Consider the following 17,618-nt stretch of genomic DNA (forward strand, 5'->3'; position numbering starts at 1 on the left):
TGAAGCGGCCCAGTTTCTTCAACACACCTTCTAAAAAATCAATTTCTAATGCCTGCTCACCGATTTTTGCATGTAGTTTTTTTAGATCGATGGGTGGTTCTGTTGGAGCTTTTGATTGATCGAAAGCTTGCGAGGAAGCTGAAATCAGTTGATTTTTCCAGTCGATAATTTGGTTTTGATGAACATCAAATTCAGCACTCAATTCAGCAAGTGTTTTTTCTGCTTTAATCGCAGCAAGTGCTACCTTAGCTTTAAAATCATTTGAATGATTTCTTCTTGGTCTACGTGCCATAAAATACTCCATATATTGATGTTTATAACATCATTTGGGGAGCAAAATATCACTTATAAGTGTTGTTCAAATTTCCTGATCCACCTCTCCCCTACACATCCCACAAATTCCTCCGATCAAAGGGATCGAAAAATTCAAAGGAAAAGTATTTCATTCCTCACAATGGGAACATGACTATGACTTAAACGGAAAGTCAGTCGCATCTATTGGTACAGGTGGTAGCGCAATTCAATATATTCCTGAAATAGCCAAAGATGTTAAACAGCTCTATGTATTTCAAAGAACAGCTGCATGGGTAATACCACGAGATGAGCGCAAATATTCAAGCTTAAGTAAAGCATTATTCAAATCTTCTAATATTTATCGCCAGATTCATCGTAGTCGTCTTTACTGGAGTAATGAATCTCGCGTTGTACCCATTGTTCAACCTCAAATCATGAAGTATGGCCAAAAATTGGCAGAAGCATTCATCCGTTTTCAAGTTAAAGACAAAGAGTTAGCAAAAAAACTCACACCTGACTTCGTTATGGGATGTAAACGTATCCTTATCTCAAATAAATACTTTCCTACCTTTAACCGAAAAAATGTTGAGCTAGTAACTGATAGTATTCAAGAGATTAAAGAAAACAGTATTGTTACTAAAGATGGTCGGGAACGACCTATTGATTGTTTAATTTACGGTACAGGTTTTATTACTGACCCACGTATTTATTTAAAATATTTCACATGTATCGGACGTAATCAAATCGAGTTAAAACAAGCATGGAAAGATGGTGCTGAAAGCTATTACGGCATTATGACTAAAAACTTTCCCAACCTATTCCAACTGGTAGGCCCTAATACAGTTCTAGGTCATAATTCGATTATTTTTATGATTGAATCTCAAGTGAATTACATTTTACAGCTTATTCAGTTAGTAGAAGAGTCTGGTCAAAAAGCAATTGAGATCAAACCAGAAGTTCAAGATGCTTTTAACGAACGTGTCCAAAAGCAGCTACAAGGAACCGTATGGCAAGCTGGTGGCTGTAGTAGTTGGTATCAATCTGCCGATGGTAGAAACTTTTCACTATGGCCAACTTACACATGGAAGTATTGGTTAGAAACACGTAAAGTTAAGCCCAAAGACTACTTACTTTTAAATAAAAGCTCACAAAGCTATGCAGCTTAAAATGTTCAAGACATAATAGGTAGATTGATAACAATCTATCTATTATATGCAATCTTTTTATCTCATCATTCAAATTTTTTTAGCACTGGCTTTCGGTTATTTCCTAGCACCCAAACTATCTCTAAATATCCGACAATTTATATTTAAAATACTGCCCTATTTTTCTTATATTCTTTTAGCTAGTGTAGCTTTTGAATTAACCTTGGCCCTTGACCAAATCGAGAATCCTTCTGCCATACTCCCACCCGCTATTATCATTGCTCTTACCACGTCTTTTGGTTCGTTCTTTACGTGTTTATTTGCTTATACAATTTTTGATAAACAAAGTGTTAAAGGCAAAATTTCCCTACAACTTTTTGTAAATGCTTTAAAGAATATTGCGAAGGCTTTTCTTGCACTAGGTGTCGGTGTTTTATTCGGCGCTATCATTACTCAATTCACCTCACATATCGCATTTAATAGCTGGTATTTGTTATTACTTTTTATTTTTTTAATTGGTATCGAACTTGCCTTCACCCACTTTAACCGCACATGGTTAAGCTGGAAAATTTTAATTGTACCCTTAGCCGCTTTTATAGGGTCATGTATAGCAGGCTTTTTGAATTACTATTTGCTCCACAAGCATTTTACACTTAATGAAACTTTAGCTTTAGCACAAGGCTACGGCTGGTATTCAATGTCGGGGATTTTATTTACGCAATTACATTCGGCAGAGTTGGGTGGAATCGCCTTATTAACCGACTTATTTAGAGAAATTGTTGCTATTTTTCTAATGTATACGATGGGTTGGCGTTTTCCACGCCCTGCCATCTCAAGTGCTGGTGCAACCTCAATGGATGTTACCTTAGCAATGGTAAAACAATCATGTGGTACACATTATGTACCACATGCCATGATGAGCGGCTTATTACTAAGCCTACTTGCCCCGTTATTAATTAGCTTATTCCTAAATTTTTAGGTAATTGAAGCAAGAATAGACTTCAACATTTCTGTTGGGTTTTCTGCTTTAGTAATCGGTCGACCAATTACCAGATGCGTAGAGCCATCAAGCATAGCTTGCTTTGGAGTTACAATACGTTTTTGGTCGTCTGCATTAGAACCTTCTGGACGAATACCAGGTGTTACTAAAGAGAAGTCATGCCCAATTAATTCACGAAGAATCTTAGCTTCTTGAGCTGAACAAACCACTCCATCCAAGCCACTTTCTTTCGTTAAATTAGCCAAGCGCTTTACATGCTCTACTGGCTCAACATCTAAACCAATATCTTTTAAATCTTCACGACCCATTGATGTGAGTACTGTCACAGCAATAAGTTGGGTTTGATAGTTACCCGCTTTTAAGCGTTCCACACAAGTTTCCATCATTTTACGGCCACCTGAAGCGTGAACATTTACCATCCATACGCCTAAATCAGCCGCTGCACATACTGCTTGAGCGGTAGTATTTGGAATATCATGAAATTTAAGATCAAGAAAAACTTCAAAATTTTGTTCTTGCAGTTTTTTTACAACAGATGGGCCTTCATGAGTAAAAAGCTCTTTACCTACTTTTACGCGGCATAAAGCAGGATCAAGCTGTTCAACAATTTTTAAAGCGTCATATTGGCTTTTTGCATCTAACGCAACAATGATACTCAAGAGACTTTCTTCCATCATATAAAATCAGCGTTATTATAATAGACAACTCATGAAGGAATAAAGGAATGTAGAGAGCTGCTTTCCAAAATTAAAACGATAAGAACAAAAGCGTTTATATTTAGAAGAATAAAAGAAGAGATAAAATTTAGAGAGATACTACTCTTTACTCATTAATAAAGAGTAGTACGGGGATTATAGCGGAGTAGAATTTTTATCTTGAGGATAAATATCTACAACGGTTTTTTCATGTCTTACATTTGCAGCTGCTTCAGCCGCTGCTAATTGAGCACTTTGGATTTGTTCTTTTCTTAAATGGTCAATATCTTTACGCAGGCGTTTAATTTCCCAACCTTTTTGGAATACTCTGAAAACTTGCACACCTAATAAAAGACCAACCACAGTTCCTAGTACTAATGTGAGTAGCAATAATAAGCCTAAACGCATAGCTGGAACTTGGGTAAATAACAAATCAACAGAAAGCTCTGTTGGATTTTGCAAAACAAGTGCTAAAGAATAGCCAAATACAACAATAAGCAATGCAATTAAAATATAACGCATAGGCACCCCGACTTATAAATTTTATTTATTTCCCAGATTCGTTTACAGCATCACGAAGGGCTTTTCCGGGTTTGAAATGAGGAACAGCTTTAGCTGCAACTTCAACTGATTTTCCTGTTTTAGGATTGCGACCAACTCTTGGATCACGGTGGTGTAAAGCAAAGCTACCAAAACCACGGATTTCAATTCGATTATCAGTTGATAGGGCTTCTATCATTTGATCAATCATAATTTTAACCGCCTCTTCCACCAAAGGTTCAGCTAAGTGTGGGTTTTTTAGCGCAATGCGTTCAATCAAATCAGACTTATTAAGAGCTTCAGTAGTCATCTACGACCTCGTTATTTATTGCTACTCTATGTCGTTCGATAATAACCTGTTTAAATACAAAACGGTAGCGCAGTATGTTGAATACTAGGCTACCGTTTACAGTAATTTGTATAAAAAGTACAATTCCGTTACATGAAACTGTACTTTGTTAACTTATTACTTCATTTGTGCTTTGATCAAGTCACCAATAGTCTTAGGACCATTGTCTTGACTTGTAGTTGCTGTACGCAAGCTAGCAACTGCTTCTTTCTCTTCAGCTTCGTCTTTCGCTTTGATAGACAAGTTGATAGAGCGAGATTTACGATCAACGTTGATGATCTTCGCTTCAACTTCTTGACCAACTTCTAAGAATTTAGTCGCATCTTCTACGCGGTCACGGTTGATTTCAGAAGCTTTAAGAGTTGCTTCAACTTCGTCAGCTAACTTAACAGTTGCGCCACGAGCATCAACTGCAGTTACAGTACCTTTAACTAAAGCACCACGTTCGTTAGCAGCTAAGAAGTCATTGAACGGATCGCTGTTCAATTGTTTGATACCAAGGCTGATACGGTTACCTTCAGCGTCTACAGACAAGATAACTGCTTCAACAGTGTCACCTTTCTTGTAACGACGAATAGCTTCTTCACCTTGCTCGTTCCAAGAAATATCAGACAAGTGTACTAAACCGTCGATACCGCCGTTCAAGCCAATGAAGATACCAAAGTCAGTGATAGACTTGATCGTACCAGATACTTTTTCGCCTTTCTCATGAGCTTTAGCAAACTCTTCCCATGGGTTAGCACGAGTTTGTTTGATACCAAGGCTAATACGACGACGTTCTTCATCAACTTCAAGAACCATAACATCAACTTCATCACCAATCTGAACAACTTTAGATGGGTGGATGTTTTTGTTAGTGTGGTCCATTTCAGAAACGTGAACTAAACCTTCAACGCCTTCAGCGATTTCAGCGAAACAACCGTAGTCAGTTAAGTTAGTTACGCGAGCTTTAACGATAGAACCTTTAGGGTAACGGCTCATGATCGCTAACCACGGATCTTCGCCTAATTGTTTAAGGCCTAAAGATACGCGGTTACGTTCACGGTCAAATTTAAGTACTTTAACAGTAACTTCTTGACCAACTTCAACAACTTCTGAAGGATGCTTGATACGCTTCCAAGCCATATCTGTGATATGTAGAAGACCATCAATACCGCCAAGATCAACGAATGCACCGTAATCAGTAAGGTTTTTGATTGTACCTGTAACTGTTTGACCTTCTTCAAGTTGAGCAAGTAATGCTTCACGGTCAGCAGAAGATTCAGCTTCCATAACAGCACGACGAGATACAACAACGTTATTACGTTTAGCATCAAGTTTAATTACTTTGAACTCTAACTCTTTACCTTCAAGGTGAGTAGTGTCACGGATAGGACGAGTGTCAACTAATGAACCTGGTAAGAATGCACGAACAGGACCGATGTCAACAGTGAAACCGCCTTTAACTTTACCAGAGATAACACCAGTAACGATTTCGCCATCTTCAAAGATTTTTTCAAGTTTAGTCCAAGTTTCAGCACGCTTAGCTTTTTCACGTGATAAAACTGTTTGACCCATACCGTTGTCAAGAGCTTCAACAACTACGTCAACAGTATCACCAACCTGAACTTCAAGTTCACGTTGTTCATTTAAAAATTCAGCACGGTCAACAATGCCTTCAGACTTTAGGCCAGTGTCAACAGTTACCCAGTCGCTATCGATGTTTACAACAACACCTTGGATGACTGCACCCTTTTCAACGTTGAGGTTTAATTCACTTTCTTCAAAGAGGGCTGCAAAAGATTCGGTCATGATATACCTGATAAATTCAGCGGTCTTGGATCAGACAAGGCCGGTTTAGTTAAGTATCAACATAGTCTTTATAGACTGATCAAGCTATGCGTCAACTGATAATTCTATTTACTAAATAGTACGGCTATCGACATAATCAACCATTAACTTAAATACCTGATCGATCGTTAATTCCGAACTATCAATGATATAAGCATCTTTGGCTGGCTTGAGCGGAGCAACTTCTCGCTCCATATCTCTTTTGTCTCGTGCCTGTATATTAGCTAAAATGTCGTTTATTTTAGCATCTAGCCCCATACCCTGCAACTGTTTTACTCTTCGCTCAGCGCGTGACTCTGCCGAAGCTGTCAGATAAATTTTGGCATTGGCTTCTGGAAAGATAGATGTTGCCATATCACGGCCATCTGCAACTAAACCAGGACTTTGCGCAAAAGCTCTTTGTCTTTCAAATAGTGCCTGTCTAAGCTCTGGAACCACTGCAACTTTTGATGCGTACTCACCAACTCGTTCTGTACGAATTGTTTGAGATACATCTTCGCCATCCAAGAAGACCAAAATCCCTGAGGTAGACGTTTCAAATTTAATGTCCAGTTGACGTGCATATTGAATACATTCATCAAGCTGACTGTCTAATTTCTCTAATAAATCGTGTTTATGTAATGACAACCCTAATAAACGATATAAGGCACCAGAATCGAGTAAATGATATTGATAATGTGCTGCAAGTTTTGCGGCCAATGTTCCTTTACCCGAACCACTCGGACCATCAATAGTAATAATTTGAACTGTCATTGAACTCTCACTAAGAAGCAAATGCTTTAGCTAATCTCGAAAAGCCTAGTGTAATGGCTAGTTTTAGCTGTGCAAGGATTAATTTACTGACCACTGGCGCTTTTGCCGTTAACTCGATGCGGTATGTAACTAAAGTAATGTATGGTGTTATCTCAGAAAACTCGATTCTGCCTAAATGGTGTTTAATCAAAGGATTGTCTATTAATTTATACTCAATACTTTTATTTTCTTCCAACAATGTAATTTCTTCTTTAAGTGGCTTAATTGGACCAAATCCCATACGTCGAATTGAGCCTAGTCCATCAGGTCTTTTAGAATCTGCGGAGTCTTTAACACGCACAACCTGTAAAGGTGCAAAAGCAGTATTGTAAGTTGAATGCTTAGAGAGCAAATTAAATACATCAGTAAGAGGAGCATTAAATTCTTTTTCTACGGTAATTACATTACGCATTGGATCGTCCTTATTAAATAGAATCATGACATTAAAACCGCGTTAGTTTGCCATAAGAGTATGTTAATTTTTAATCATTTAAGGACGTTTTTTGTTGTTTCTCTTGTTTCTTTTGCTCACGTCTTTGTTTAAAAAAATGGCTAAGCTGTTGAGCACATTTTTCTTGTAGACAACCATTCTGAAATGTAAACCTATGATTATAATAACCTTGCTGTAATAACTGACGTGCACTCACCAAAGAACCTGCTTTAGGTTCTGGCGTACCAAAAACTACATGTTTAATTCTTGCATGTACGAGCGCACCTACACACATAGTACATGGCTCAAGAGTGACATATAAAGTTGTATCTTCGGGTAATCGATAATTTTCTAAAGAGGAACACGCTGCACGGATAGCTTGAATTTCTGCATGTGCGGTTGGATCTAATAAAGTAATTGGAGCATTATAACCAGATCCAATTACTCGATTTTGGCTCACCAGAACCGCTCCAACAGGTATCTCACCCTGCTGGGCGGCTAATTCAGCTTGCTCGTAAGCAAGCTGCATCCAGTATTCATCACTATATTCAGTCATTTATTTTAGGTGATCACACCGTGCTGTCTAAGTAAGGCATTCCAGCTATCAATTGAAGTCACTGGCGGGCAATCAGCCAATATACCTCTTAAGCTTAGATCGTCACATGGCTTCCATTCAGGTGATAAATCCTTATCAACTAAGCGTGCGCGAACACCTTCCACAAAGTCAGGATGACGTATTTTCCACTCAGAAATCTGAGCCTCTAGATCAAAGACCTCATCCCATGAGTGAATTTGTTTGCCCCATTGCCACAGTAACCAAGTAATTGCCGCAGTACTAGGAGATCCTTTTTGCAAATTCTCACTCGCTTGACGTAACCAATCACTGCTCGCATCACGTAAGCTAACAATAGCTTGATAGTCTTGTTCAAAATTAAAACCACGGCAAACGCTATGAATTACATCAAGTGAGTTTTGCAATGGACCTGCCGCAACAGGACGGTGTAAACTATTTAAAGTATCATCAATTGCTCGGAAATCCCCTGCAGGATAATGAGCCCAATTAATATTTAAAACTTTTTGCAAAACATTATCACGCTGAGCTTCACAAATATGTGTTGCCCAACCGATGCTATACGCCCCAGCAGCAGTCATGATTGAACCGGTTAAGCCCGTAAACAAACCTATTGGACCACGATCTGCCAAGAAACGGCTCGCACCAACGTCAGGATATAAACCAATATTAATTTCAGGCATTGCTAAACGTGAATATGGTGTCACTAGACGGAATGGTGCAGCCATAAACAAGCCTAAACCACCGCCCATTACGTAACCTTCTCCCCAAACCACAACCGGTTTAGCATAATTATGTAAAAGTAGATCTAAAGCATATTCCTGCTGGAAGAACTTATTTGCGGTATCGACTTCTTGATTTATAACAAGTTGGCGTAATTTTCTAACATCACCACCTGCACAAAAAGCTTTTGGTGTAGTTGAGTCTAACCAAATTGCTTTAACCTGTTCATCGTCACGGAAATCTTCAAATACACGCAATAATGCCGTTACGATTGATTCGTCTAAAGCATGTAACGATTTAGGACGATTCAAACGTACTATACGCCAGCCGTTTTTTGCTTCTTCAACCACCAAGTCCGGGTGATAGTTATTTACATTGGGAGAGTTCATCATGCGTCCAATTGCCAGTCTATGGGCTCAATGCCATGTTGTTTCAAATATTGATTTGTTTTTGAAAACACTTTGCATCCAAAAAATCCCCCTCTATTTGCAGCAAGAGGTGATGGATGTGCGGCTGTTAAAACCAAGTGTTTATCTCTATTTATACGTTGTCCTTTGCGCTGTGCATAAGCACCCCACAAAATAAATACTATATGTTGTCTCTGTTCATTTAGAACATCAATAACTTCATCAGTAAATGCTTCCCAACCTTGCTTTTGATGTGAGGTTGGCTGTCCAGCTTCAACAGTAAGCACGCTGTTCAGTAAAAGTACGCCTTGCGTAGCCCATTTTGTTAAGTCACCATGGCGAGGAGCTGGAATACCCAAATCTGTATGTAATTCATGAAAAATATTGCGCAAAGATGGTGGTAATGCAATACCTTTTTGAACAGAGAAACTTAATCCATTCGCTTGGTTTGGCCCGTGATATGGGTCTTGCCCTAAAATCACAACTTTCACATCAGCCAGTGGTGTGGTATTTAAAGCATTAAAGATCTGTTTACTAGGCGGATATATTATTTTCTGAGCTTGTTTCTGTTGAAATAAGAAATCGCGCAAACTATCCATCTGAGGACTTAATAGAAAAGGTGCTAAAGATCTTTTCCAACTTTCTTCTAATTGAACTTTACTGAGTTTATCTTGCTGTTGCTCAGTTAATTGCATTAATGTCATCCTAGATCAATTTTCAATTCTACAAATAAAATAAGTAATTCGATTTATACTTCGACTTGCAAATCAACTTGAGGATTATTAAATTTAATCCCTTTTTTCAAGTCTTCATACATTTGTGGATTTGTCCACTCTATCTGAATTTGTTCTGAAAAAACAATTCCATCAAGACTTAAAATACCCATTTGTTCGTTTTGAATATCTTCAATAAAGCTTTGAGCATATCCAGTATCAGTCTCATGAACAATAACAGAATATACTTCAACATCACCTTCCCCATTTTGAGTGACTGTTGATTGTAAAACTTGCTGAGCTAGATAAAAGAAAATACGTGAAAACTGTTCAGCCGACGGTGAAACAGGTAAAGAAATCCAACGAGCACTAAAAGTCTGACATGCATCAATATATTGAGAATCATCTTTTTCCCAAAAACAGATTGCGTGATCAAAGCTGTCGAATAGGTCTTTTATTACTCCTTTTAGGAGTCCAAAATCATAAACCATTTGCCCATGATCTAATTTCGAAGCTTTAAGCAATAACTCAACTTTATAGCTATGTCCATGAATTGATCGCTTACAACGATCCGATGTACAGTTACGTACAACATGTGCATTTTCAAACTTAAATAACTTACGAATTAACATGTGCCAAATCGATCATTCCTTCTAAGAACATTATTATAAAGCAAAAGACGAAAATTTCGCACCACTTTTCAATTAGAAACAATTAGCAAAAAGTATGATAAGACTGATGAAGAAATATTGAATATAAACATATAGAGAGTTTATATTTACTTTAATATTTAACTTCAGAAAAATTTATAATTACAAACTTCAAAAACATCCAAAGTAAATAAATCATAATTTTTCAATTAGTTAAAAGGCGCTATATTTCTAGAATATACATAAACCTGCTTATCACTGCGCATTAAAGCACTTGTAAACTGTCTTTTTCTATTATTTAACACAACCTCAATTTGTGCTTGAAAAAAGTTCGACTTCACATCTAAAAGGCTATTAACTTCAGTTTTCTTTTGCGCATCAACTGCTGAAAAAGCATTCAATTGCCATAATTCATCAATATTTTGAAAGAACTTTAAATTCTGTTGGCGTAATTGAAGTTCTTTTTCTATAGTCCCTAAATCTAATTTTTGATCAATACTCGCTAATACTAATGGTGATGCGGTATTAACATTCACTTTTGTATTTTCAGGTAATGCAGAAATATATGGTGCAATTAAATCATATTTCTTGCCTTCAAAACCTCTTACCAATTTTAACTCTTCTATACGATGAAATTTAGCATTTGAAGCCAAATAGCCAGAGTCAAGTCCTTCATAATAGTTACTTTCTGCCCCCATAGGGCCGCTTGGTTCATCATCGGGATCTTGCCAATCAATAACTGCTTGACTTAACTCTGCTGGCAATCCTACACGCACAAGCAATCGCTCAAACCAATTTTTAGCAGCTTCGTTTACCTTGCCTTCATTGGTCGTTAAATTGTTTAGATTAAATTTTCCTGACTCATCTAGTAAGCGCCCCGATACAACTCCATCTTCTATTGGAAAAGGTGGCATTGGCTGAGCCCAACTTTCCTTTAAATGATCGATACCACCAGCATTATTTGCATCTTGAATTAATAATTCAGAAAAAAAAGCTTCTGCACTTTTTGCATAGAGTAATGACTGATTTTGACGCATCAAATAACCCGTATTTTCCATCGTATTAGTTTGATGCTTTGCGATAGAGGCAGCTAAAATTGTAGCCAAAGCAACCATTATCAAAATTGTGAGTAACGCTACACCTTGCTGATTTTTTTTATAGAGTAACATTTATTGACCTCCCTGTTTGGAGAGCGATAAGTCACCTTGGTTTAAGCTATAAATCCACTCATAACTTACACCTGCAACCGTGAGTTGCATTTTTATTCCTTTTGGCAACTTCCTAAATTCATCAGGTTTTGTAGGGTCAATATTAACTTCAGGCCACTTTGTTACTTCTTGAGGTGTCAAAACCATAATTTGAAATTGTTCAACTTGGCTCAACAGCGTACTTGATAAGGGTTGCTCTCTATTTGAAGTATTTAAGTTACTATATTTAAGGCGATAAAGCTTTTTTTGATCAGGATCATATCGATATTCGATACGCTCAAAAGGTGATAATCCTTGCTTTAATGGATCAGTAACACCCGCCTTACTAAAGCGAAGAACTTGATTATCAATCTCTAAAGCTGGACGTAATTGCCCGCCTTGATTGGCTGATAAAGGTATAATTTGCAATGTATCACGCAAAACTTGTTGATAAGCATCTTGTAATTCAAATAGCTGCACTTCATGTTGAGTATTACGATCGCGAACTTTTAATAAATAGTCAAAAACCTTCCAACCCAACAAAGATAAAATAGCAAAAATTGCAATTGAAACTAAAAGCTCAACTAAAGTAAATCCTGAAGCACGAGTTAATCGAGCACTGCTCGATCGTGTCGCAAGATGAGAAACTATGTTTCGAGTGTGAGAGTCTTTAAAGCAATGCTTTGTCCGAGCGCAAGACGAAGAGCTTTGCTCGGAGTAACCCCTCATCATCTGCTCCGATCGTGCCGCAAGACGTGAAGCGGTGCTTGGATAGCGAAAACATTTATTCTTTATCATTATTTTGCTTTCATTGGATAATTAAAAAACACCAAGTGAGTAATACCATTTTGAACTTTGCCCTTATCAGAATCATATAAGCTAATTTGCAAATCAACTTTCTGAACATTCGGGCTAATTGTAGATTGTGCAGATTTGTCAATCTGCCATGTTTCGCCTTGAGAAGTAACTTGCTTACTTTGAGTACCTTCAAGCCATTCCTGATTTATCTCCATTAAAGCAATTTCATTCATTGCTACAAACTGAGCTTTGGTTCTAAGAATTGCATTTGAGGTAGATTGAGTATATTGCATGGCTACTTTAGTTAACGCGACAGCCGCTACTGCAAAAATTGCTAAAGCAACCATTACTTCTAATAGAGTAAAGCCTTTAGATTTCATTTATTTTACCCAAATGATCAATTTGTATTTCTGAACCAATTGGTTTTTGTTCAAAGTAAAACTGTATTTTCACAGTTTTAGCTTCACCGTTACCGAACCAGATTAACTGGGGAGCCTGCCCTCCAATTAAATCGGTATTCGTAGCTTTTGAATAGTTTTGCTCATCTAAAGGTTGTATTGTAAACGATACATGTTTAGGCAACTGACGTGTATTAAACTCAGAATATTTCTGCCAGCGATTTTTTAAATCTTGGACCTGTAATTTACTCTGATCGTGATACTCATACAATTCATAAGAAAATGGTGAAACATCTGTTTCACTGAGAGTAGATAAAGCTAAAACACGAGACTGATCAAGCGACTCTTTACCAATCTTATGCATATCAAGCAAAAATAACTCTCTTGCTTGCATCGCGTTCTTTTGGTCAACCCCACCTATGTTGAGTACAACTAGAGAGGTCATAATCGTCATAATAACAATCACCACCATCACTTCTATGAGAGTAAAACCTTTTTGGGATTTAAGTGGTGATTGAGATTTCATATCGACCTAAGCATATTGCTCAACAGCTTGTTTAGGTAAGGCTAAAGCCTGATCAATATAAGCCACTCTTAAAGTGTCTCTTGAACCTAAATATCGTTGATAAAAACTTGAATTGAGAATAGCTGCCGCACCATGAGTTAATGACCAAATAGAAGCAAGATAATCTCGTGTAGGCATACTGCTTTGAATAGATTCTAAGTAGTGGTCTGTCATGCGAATGATAATTCGCAATCTCTGTTTACGCACCTGATAAAGTTCGTGAAAAAGATGATGTACGCCTTGAGCAGTGATTGAGAGTTTTTCCTCAATTTGATGGAATAAAACTGTTCGCTCAGGATGATGTAAATGATGCAACATGAAAAAGGCCAAATGCTCTGGAAAGGCTTTTTCAGTATCTTGAACCATTTCAAGTAACATACGCTCATTACGAATAATCAACAGCATGTACAACTCATCTTTACTTTGAAAGTGTTTGTACAAAGTTCCTTTTGCTAAATCAAGCTCAGCAGCCAAGACATCGAGTGTCATTCCGGCTTCGCCATTTTCTAGCAATAATTGTTCCGCAACCTGAAATATTAATACTTCTCTTGCTCGGAACTGAGCCTGACGATCCATCTTCACGCAATTACTCTCTTATATAGTTTCTATAACCTAAATCGCTTTTAGCAAGTTCTCAAAATTTTGTGAGGTGATCATTGCAATTTCCTCAACCGATTTATCATATACATCACTGAGCGCTTTGGCTACATAAGGCACATATTTTGGTTCATTTGTTTTACCACGATATGGGACAGGTGCTAAATACGGGCTATCTGTTTCAATTAAAAGGCGATCTAGTGGGACCTGTTTAGCTACATCGCGCAAATCCTGTGCATTCTTAAATGACACAATACCGGAAAAAGAAATGTAATAACCACAATCAAGCACAGCTTTAGCAGTTTCCCAATCTTCAGTAAAACAATGCAGAATCCCATGGGTTGATTGTTCAGCACGGATAATATCTACCGTATCATGCTTTGCTGATCGGGTATGAACGACAACTGGTTTTTTTACAATTTTTGAAGCTTGGATATGTCTTGCAAAACATGCTTTTTGCTCTTCAATAAAATCAGTACTGTGATAATAGTCCAGTCCAGTTTCACCTAAAGCCCATACTTTTTCTGATTGAGCCAATTCAACCAAATACTCAGTTGTTGCACGTGCCATTGTGCCCACATCCTCACAAGGGTGTACACCTACCGTATAACCAACATCTGCATGTTTATTTGCAATTTCAGCCAATGCAATATGGTCATCGAGATCAACGGAAATTGCCATAAACTTAGACACTCCTTCTGCTCGCGCCGCTGCAAGCGCAAGGTCCAGATCACCGTTATAAGGCGTTAAATCTAACATCGTTAAATGGCAATGCGTATCAACAAACACTTTTCTTTCCTATTTAATTACATCGTATAACTTGGACGGTCTAGAGACATACTACCAGCCAAAACTCGTTCTGCCTCAGTTTTATAGTAAATTCCCTTATCTCCGCTTAACTGAATAGCAAAACCTTGAGGTTTAAATCCACTTTGCTTATGGGAGATCCAGATTACTTTGCCTGTTAGAGGAATTTTTTGAGACTGCTCAGGCAAAGTCGCTAAAATGAAAATTTCTTGTCCCATCTTTACCTTTTGTTTTGATGGTACGAATAGGCCTCCACCTTGCACATATCCCATATAGCTTGCTTGCAAAGTAGCTTTATCAGGAATATTTACCTGAATAATCCCCCCCATTTGCGGTTGCATAGTTTTCCCCTTAAATATTCATTAACGTTATAAATAATTGATCAATAATAAGTTGGCTTTGTACATTTTGTTCAACAAGCTTTTTTGCTTGCTGTAATTCACTATAAATATTAAATAAGCTTTCTAAATCATAATATGGGCTTAACTGATCAAAATCTAAATCAGTATTTTTCTGTGGTTGGTTTAGCTTGACACAAATTAAATCACCCAACAAGTATTCAAAAAGCATTATAAAATCATTAAAACTTAATTCTTTTTGCCATTTGCCTGAGAAAAATAAAGGCATATTTTTTTGAGCAACAATTTTAAGCCAATCATTTAAGAAAACTTGCCTTTTCGCAAACCAGTCACTTTGAGCAATTTGTATTGCTTGTAAAGGCATATCATTAGATAAGCCAAGCAGTAAATCAGGCTGCACTTCCGCAAGTTCAGATAAATGCTCATTCAAATAAGAAGTAGCTTGCTCATATGAAATACGATCTAAAGCGAAATGTTGCAATCGGCTACGAATAGTGGCCGGTAGTTTAAGATAGTGATCAGCTAATAAAATTAAAACAACACGCTCGCCTGGTTCTTCTAAAGTCTTTAGCAAAGCATTTGAAGATGCCAAATTAAGTGCTTCTGCAGGCTCAATCACAATAACGCGCCAACCTTCTCCCGTTTGTTGTACGAAAGGTAGTAAGTCACGGATCTTTTCTATTTTAATTTTTGCATTCTGTTTTTTATTTTCTTCATCCGTTGTGATATAAACATAATTGGGATGAGTGTCTGATTTTAACCATTGGCAACTACTACATTCACCACAAGGGCCCTGCGGCTGCTTATTTAAACAAAGTACCCATGCCAAAAACTGCTTAGCAAAAGCATGTTTTCCACAACCTTGCTTGCCGTAAAATAAGAGACCATGTCCAATATTGGGAAACCTTGTTGTCAAGGTGTCCCATGTTGTTTGCTGCCAAGGATAAACCTTTGAAGTTACATTCGGATTCATTAAAAATTAACGCTTATTCAAAAGATTCAACAGGCATACTATTTAAGCGATCAAGATCAGCTTGAGTGTCCACACCTGGTGGCAAATTGGCTTCGGCTACAGCAATTGCAATTCGATGACCATTTTCCAAAACACGTAATTGTTCAAGGCTCTCCAACTTTTCAAGCTTCCCCATATCCCATGTTACGTATTCTTGTAATAAGTTCACTCGATAAGCATATAAACCTAAATGACGAAATGCTTGTGAATGTAAAGTCGGTTCATCATGCTTAGCCCCATCTCGTTCATAAGGAATGGTAGCCCGACTAAAATATAAAGCTTCATTTTGTTTAGACATGACTACTTTTACAATACTGTCACGCTGAAACTCATCTAAAGTATGAATCGGCTCACACAACGTCGACATTGAACAATTTGGTTTATCAACCAAAAGTTTTGCAACTTGCTGAACAAGTTGAGCTGGCAATAAAGGTTCATCACCTTGAACATTTACAATAATATCGTCTGCATCCCAGCCTTTAATACGAGCAACCTCACTTAAACGGTCTGTACCCGAAGGATGATCAGCGCTGGTAAGAACTACATCAATTCCATCTGCACGGCAGATCTCAGCAATACGTTCGTCATCTGTTGCCACGCACAAATCATCAAAACCTTCGACTTTTTTTGCCTGATCCACTACACGTAAAATCATAGGACGGTTATGAATAAGCAACAATGGTTTACCTGGCAAACGCGAACTTGAGAAGCGTGCTGGAATGACGATGTGTTTCATTTTTTCTTCCTAAGATAATTGTATATCAAGTTCTTGCAATTGCATTTTTAAAACCTGATAACACTGTGTAGACAGCACAGCTGTAACAGGAACTACCCAAATAGATTGTTTAAATTCAGGATGTTTTTCAAGTAACGGTAATAGTTTAACTGCATCTTTTTCAGTTGTAATAAGTGGCAGCTCATCATTAAAAATTAAATCATTGATTGTGTAATCATGATGATCTTGAAAGGCATGCTCTTCGAATTGCTTCAACCCTAGATCTTTAAGGGTTTGATAAAACCGTTGAGGAAAGCCAATACCCACTACAGCATGATAATTATTCTCAAGATTAAAGCTTGGTTTAGAATTAGATAAAGGGTTAAGTAAATATGGCTGTCCTGTCTCGAGATACATGTTTAATTCTGTAGCAGGTTTATGAGTATGCTCAATCACTGTTCCAGTTTCTAAACGTTCAACAGGCTCTCGCAGATAACCTTCAGGTAATAGTTTTTTATTCCCTAAACCACGATTTTGATCCAGTACAATCCACTCGATCTGTCGATCTAATGCCCAATGCTGCAACCCATCATCACTAATAATCAAATCTATTTCTGATGACTCAAGCAATAACTCTATTGCGGCCTGCCTATTAGGACCTACTGCCATTGGTACACTTGTAGCCTGAACAATTAATGCTGGCTCATCCCCAGCTTGAGCTACTTGGCCGCCCGAGGTAACCAGCAGTGGAAAAGGACCATTACCCCCATATCCCCGACTAATTACCCCTACTTTTACATTATGCTGCTGTAGATAATTCACCAGTTGTATTAGCAAGGGAGTTTTTCCGCTTCCACCTACTGTGATATTACCTATAACCATCACAGGTACGGGCGCTTTATAAATTTGCTTAAAACCTGAATTATAAAGATTACGATTTAGTAAAAACCCAGCCCGATACAAGCAAGACAATGGACGTAAAGCAATCAACCAACTCGATTGTTTATTCCATGCATTCTGGATCAGCTGGACTAATGACAT

The 17,618-nt window shown here is 37.7% G+C and carries 21 protein-coding genes and 2 pseudogenes; 2 read left to right on the forward strand and 21 right to left on the reverse strand.

Translation table 11 applies throughout. From position 1 onward, the window contains the following. Positions 1-304: pseudogene (locus ACO6UW_RS04970) on the reverse strand (transposase); the annotation flags it as partial. A gap of 67 nt (positions 305-371) precedes the next feature. On the opposite strand from ACO6UW_RS04970, the pseudogene ACO6UW_RS04975 reads away from it, so the two are divergent. After that, positions 372-1,460: pseudogene (locus ACO6UW_RS04975) on the forward strand (flavin-containing monooxygenase); the annotation flags it as partial. Between the two features lie 46 nt (positions 1,461-1,506). Beyond that, a complete protein-coding gene (locus ACO6UW_RS04980) occupies positions 1,507-2,418 on the forward strand; it encodes a lysine exporter LysO family protein (RefSeq protein WP_032057014.1) in 912 nt (303 codons plus the stop codon). Here the strand turns inward: ACO6UW_RS04980 and pyrF are convergent. The 20 genes from pyrF to lpxK all read right to left on the reverse strand — a co-directional run bounded on the left by pyrF (position 2,415) and on the right by lpxK (position 17,618). Next, a complete protein-coding gene (gene pyrF, locus ACO6UW_RS04985; RefSeq protein WP_057062342.1) occupies positions 2,415-3,113 on the reverse strand; it encodes an orotidine-5'-phosphate decarboxylase in 699 nt (232 codons plus the stop codon). The two genes, ACO6UW_RS04980 and pyrF, sit on opposite strands and share 4 nt — an antisense overlap. Before the next feature lie 177 nt (positions 3,114-3,290). Beyond that, positions 3,291-3,656 (reverse strand): lipopolysaccharide assembly protein LapA domain-containing protein, encoded by a 366-nt coding sequence (locus tag ACO6UW_RS04990; RefSeq protein WP_002121360.1) that lies wholly within the window; start codon positions 3,654-3,656, stop codon positions 3,291-3,293. A gap of 25 nt (positions 3,657-3,681) precedes the next feature. Beyond that, entirely contained in the window at positions 3,682-3,984 is a 303-nt protein-coding gene (locus tag ACO6UW_RS04995) for an integration host factor subunit beta (protein ID WP_002121337.1), read from the reverse strand. A 156-nt stretch (positions 3,985-4,140) separates the two neighbouring features. Continuing rightward, positions 4,141-5,814, reverse strand: coding sequence for a 30S ribosomal protein S1 (gene rpsA / locus ACO6UW_RS05000; protein ID WP_002121348.1), 1,674 nt, complete (start codon positions 5,812-5,814; stop codon positions 4,141-4,143). Between the two features lie 111 nt (positions 5,815-5,925). Then, positions 5,926-6,606, reverse strand: a complete 681-nt coding sequence (gene cmk / locus ACO6UW_RS05005) for a (d)CMP kinase (protein ID WP_005069521.1) — start codon at positions 6,604-6,606, stop codon at positions 5,926-5,928. Positions 6,607-6,616: 10 nt separating this feature from the next. Continuing rightward, entirely contained in the window at positions 6,617-7,057 is a 441-nt protein-coding gene (locus ACO6UW_RS05010; protein ID WP_014206600.1) for an SRPBCC family protein, read from the reverse strand. Positions 7,058-7,127: 70 nt separating this feature from the next. Next, positions 7,128-7,631: a tRNA adenosine(34) deaminase TadA gene (gene tadA / locus ACO6UW_RS05015; protein WP_002121378.1), complete on the reverse strand. Its 504-nt coding sequence runs from the start codon at positions 7,629-7,631 to the stop codon at positions 7,128-7,130. 5 nt (positions 7,632-7,636) lie between these two features. Next, positions 7,637-8,761 carry an enoyl-CoA hydratase/isomerase family protein gene (locus ACO6UW_RS05020; protein ID WP_014206599.1) on the reverse strand — a complete coding sequence of 375 codons (1,125 nt, stop codon included), beginning with the start codon at positions 8,759-8,761 and terminating at the stop codon, positions 7,637-7,639. After that, positions 8,758-9,471, reverse strand: a complete 714-nt coding sequence (ung, locus tag ACO6UW_RS05025) for a uracil-DNA glycosylase (protein WP_005069527.1) — start codon at positions 9,469-9,471, stop codon at positions 8,758-8,760. The genes ACO6UW_RS05020 and ung overlap by 4 nt, the downstream gene beginning before the upstream one ends. 53 nt (positions 9,472-9,524) lie before the next feature. Beyond that, the gene (locus ACO6UW_RS05030) at positions 9,525-10,121 is read right to left on the reverse strand and encodes a 6-pyruvoyl trahydropterin synthase family protein (RefSeq protein WP_017386831.1); all 597 of its coding nucleotides are present in this window, start codon (positions 10,119-10,121) and stop codon (positions 9,525-9,527) included. 227 nt (positions 10,122-10,348) lie between these two features. Then, complete coding sequence (gene gspK, locus ACO6UW_RS05035) at positions 10,349-11,308, reverse strand: type II secretion system minor pseudopilin GspK (protein ID WP_057062343.1); 960 nt, start codon at positions 11,306-11,308, stop codon at positions 10,349-10,351. Then, a complete protein-coding gene (gene gspJ, locus ACO6UW_RS05040) occupies positions 11,309-12,124 on the reverse strand; it encodes a type II secretion system minor pseudopilin GspJ (protein WP_057062344.1) in 816 nt (271 codons plus the stop codon). It abuts the gene before it with no gap. Continuing rightward, positions 12,124-12,504 carry a type II secretion system minor pseudopilin GspI gene (gspI, locus tag ACO6UW_RS05045; protein ID WP_002121425.1) on the reverse strand — a complete coding sequence of 127 codons (381 nt, stop codon included), beginning with the start codon at positions 12,502-12,504 and terminating at the stop codon, positions 12,124-12,126. Before gspI ends, gspJ begins: the two co-directional genes overlap by 1 nt. Then, complete coding sequence (locus ACO6UW_RS05050; RefSeq protein WP_057062345.1) at positions 12,494-13,048, reverse strand: type II secretion system protein; 555 nt, start codon at positions 13,046-13,048, stop codon at positions 12,494-12,496. The genes gspI and ACO6UW_RS05050 overlap by 11 nt, the downstream gene beginning before the upstream one ends. A gap of 6 nt (positions 13,049-13,054) precedes the next feature. Then, complete coding sequence (locus tag ACO6UW_RS05055) at positions 13,055-13,663, reverse strand: TetR/AcrR family transcriptional regulator (protein WP_005069536.1); 609 nt, start codon at positions 13,661-13,663, stop codon at positions 13,055-13,057. A gap of 36 nt (positions 13,664-13,699) precedes the next feature. After that, positions 13,700-14,473, reverse strand: coding sequence for a TatD family hydrolase (locus tag ACO6UW_RS05060; protein ID WP_057062346.1), 774 nt, complete (start codon positions 14,471-14,473; stop codon positions 13,700-13,702). 17 nt (positions 14,474-14,490) lie between these two features. Next, the gene (locus ACO6UW_RS05065) at positions 14,491-14,832 is read right to left on the reverse strand and encodes a PilZ domain-containing protein (RefSeq protein ID WP_002121335.1); all 342 of its coding nucleotides are present in this window, start codon (positions 14,830-14,832) and stop codon (positions 14,491-14,493) included. Positions 14,833-14,842: 10 nt separating this feature from the next. Beyond that, complete coding sequence (locus ACO6UW_RS05070; RefSeq protein WP_057062347.1) at positions 14,843-15,823, reverse strand: DNA polymerase III subunit delta'; 981 nt, start codon at positions 15,821-15,823, stop codon at positions 14,843-14,845. 13 nt (positions 15,824-15,836) lie between these two features. Continuing rightward, on the reverse strand, positions 15,837-16,598 hold the full coding sequence (kdsB, locus tag ACO6UW_RS05075) for a 3-deoxy-manno-octulosonate cytidylyltransferase (RefSeq protein WP_057062348.1): 762 nt from the start codon (positions 16,596-16,598) through the stop codon (positions 15,837-15,839). Between the two features lie 9 nt (positions 16,599-16,607). Further along, entirely contained in the window at positions 16,608-17,618 is a 1,011-nt protein-coding gene (lpxK, locus tag ACO6UW_RS05080; RefSeq protein ID WP_002121338.1) for a tetraacyldisaccharide 4'-kinase, read from the reverse strand.

The sequence above is a fragment of the Acinetobacter sp. JADD-222 genome, from assembly GCF_049310645.1.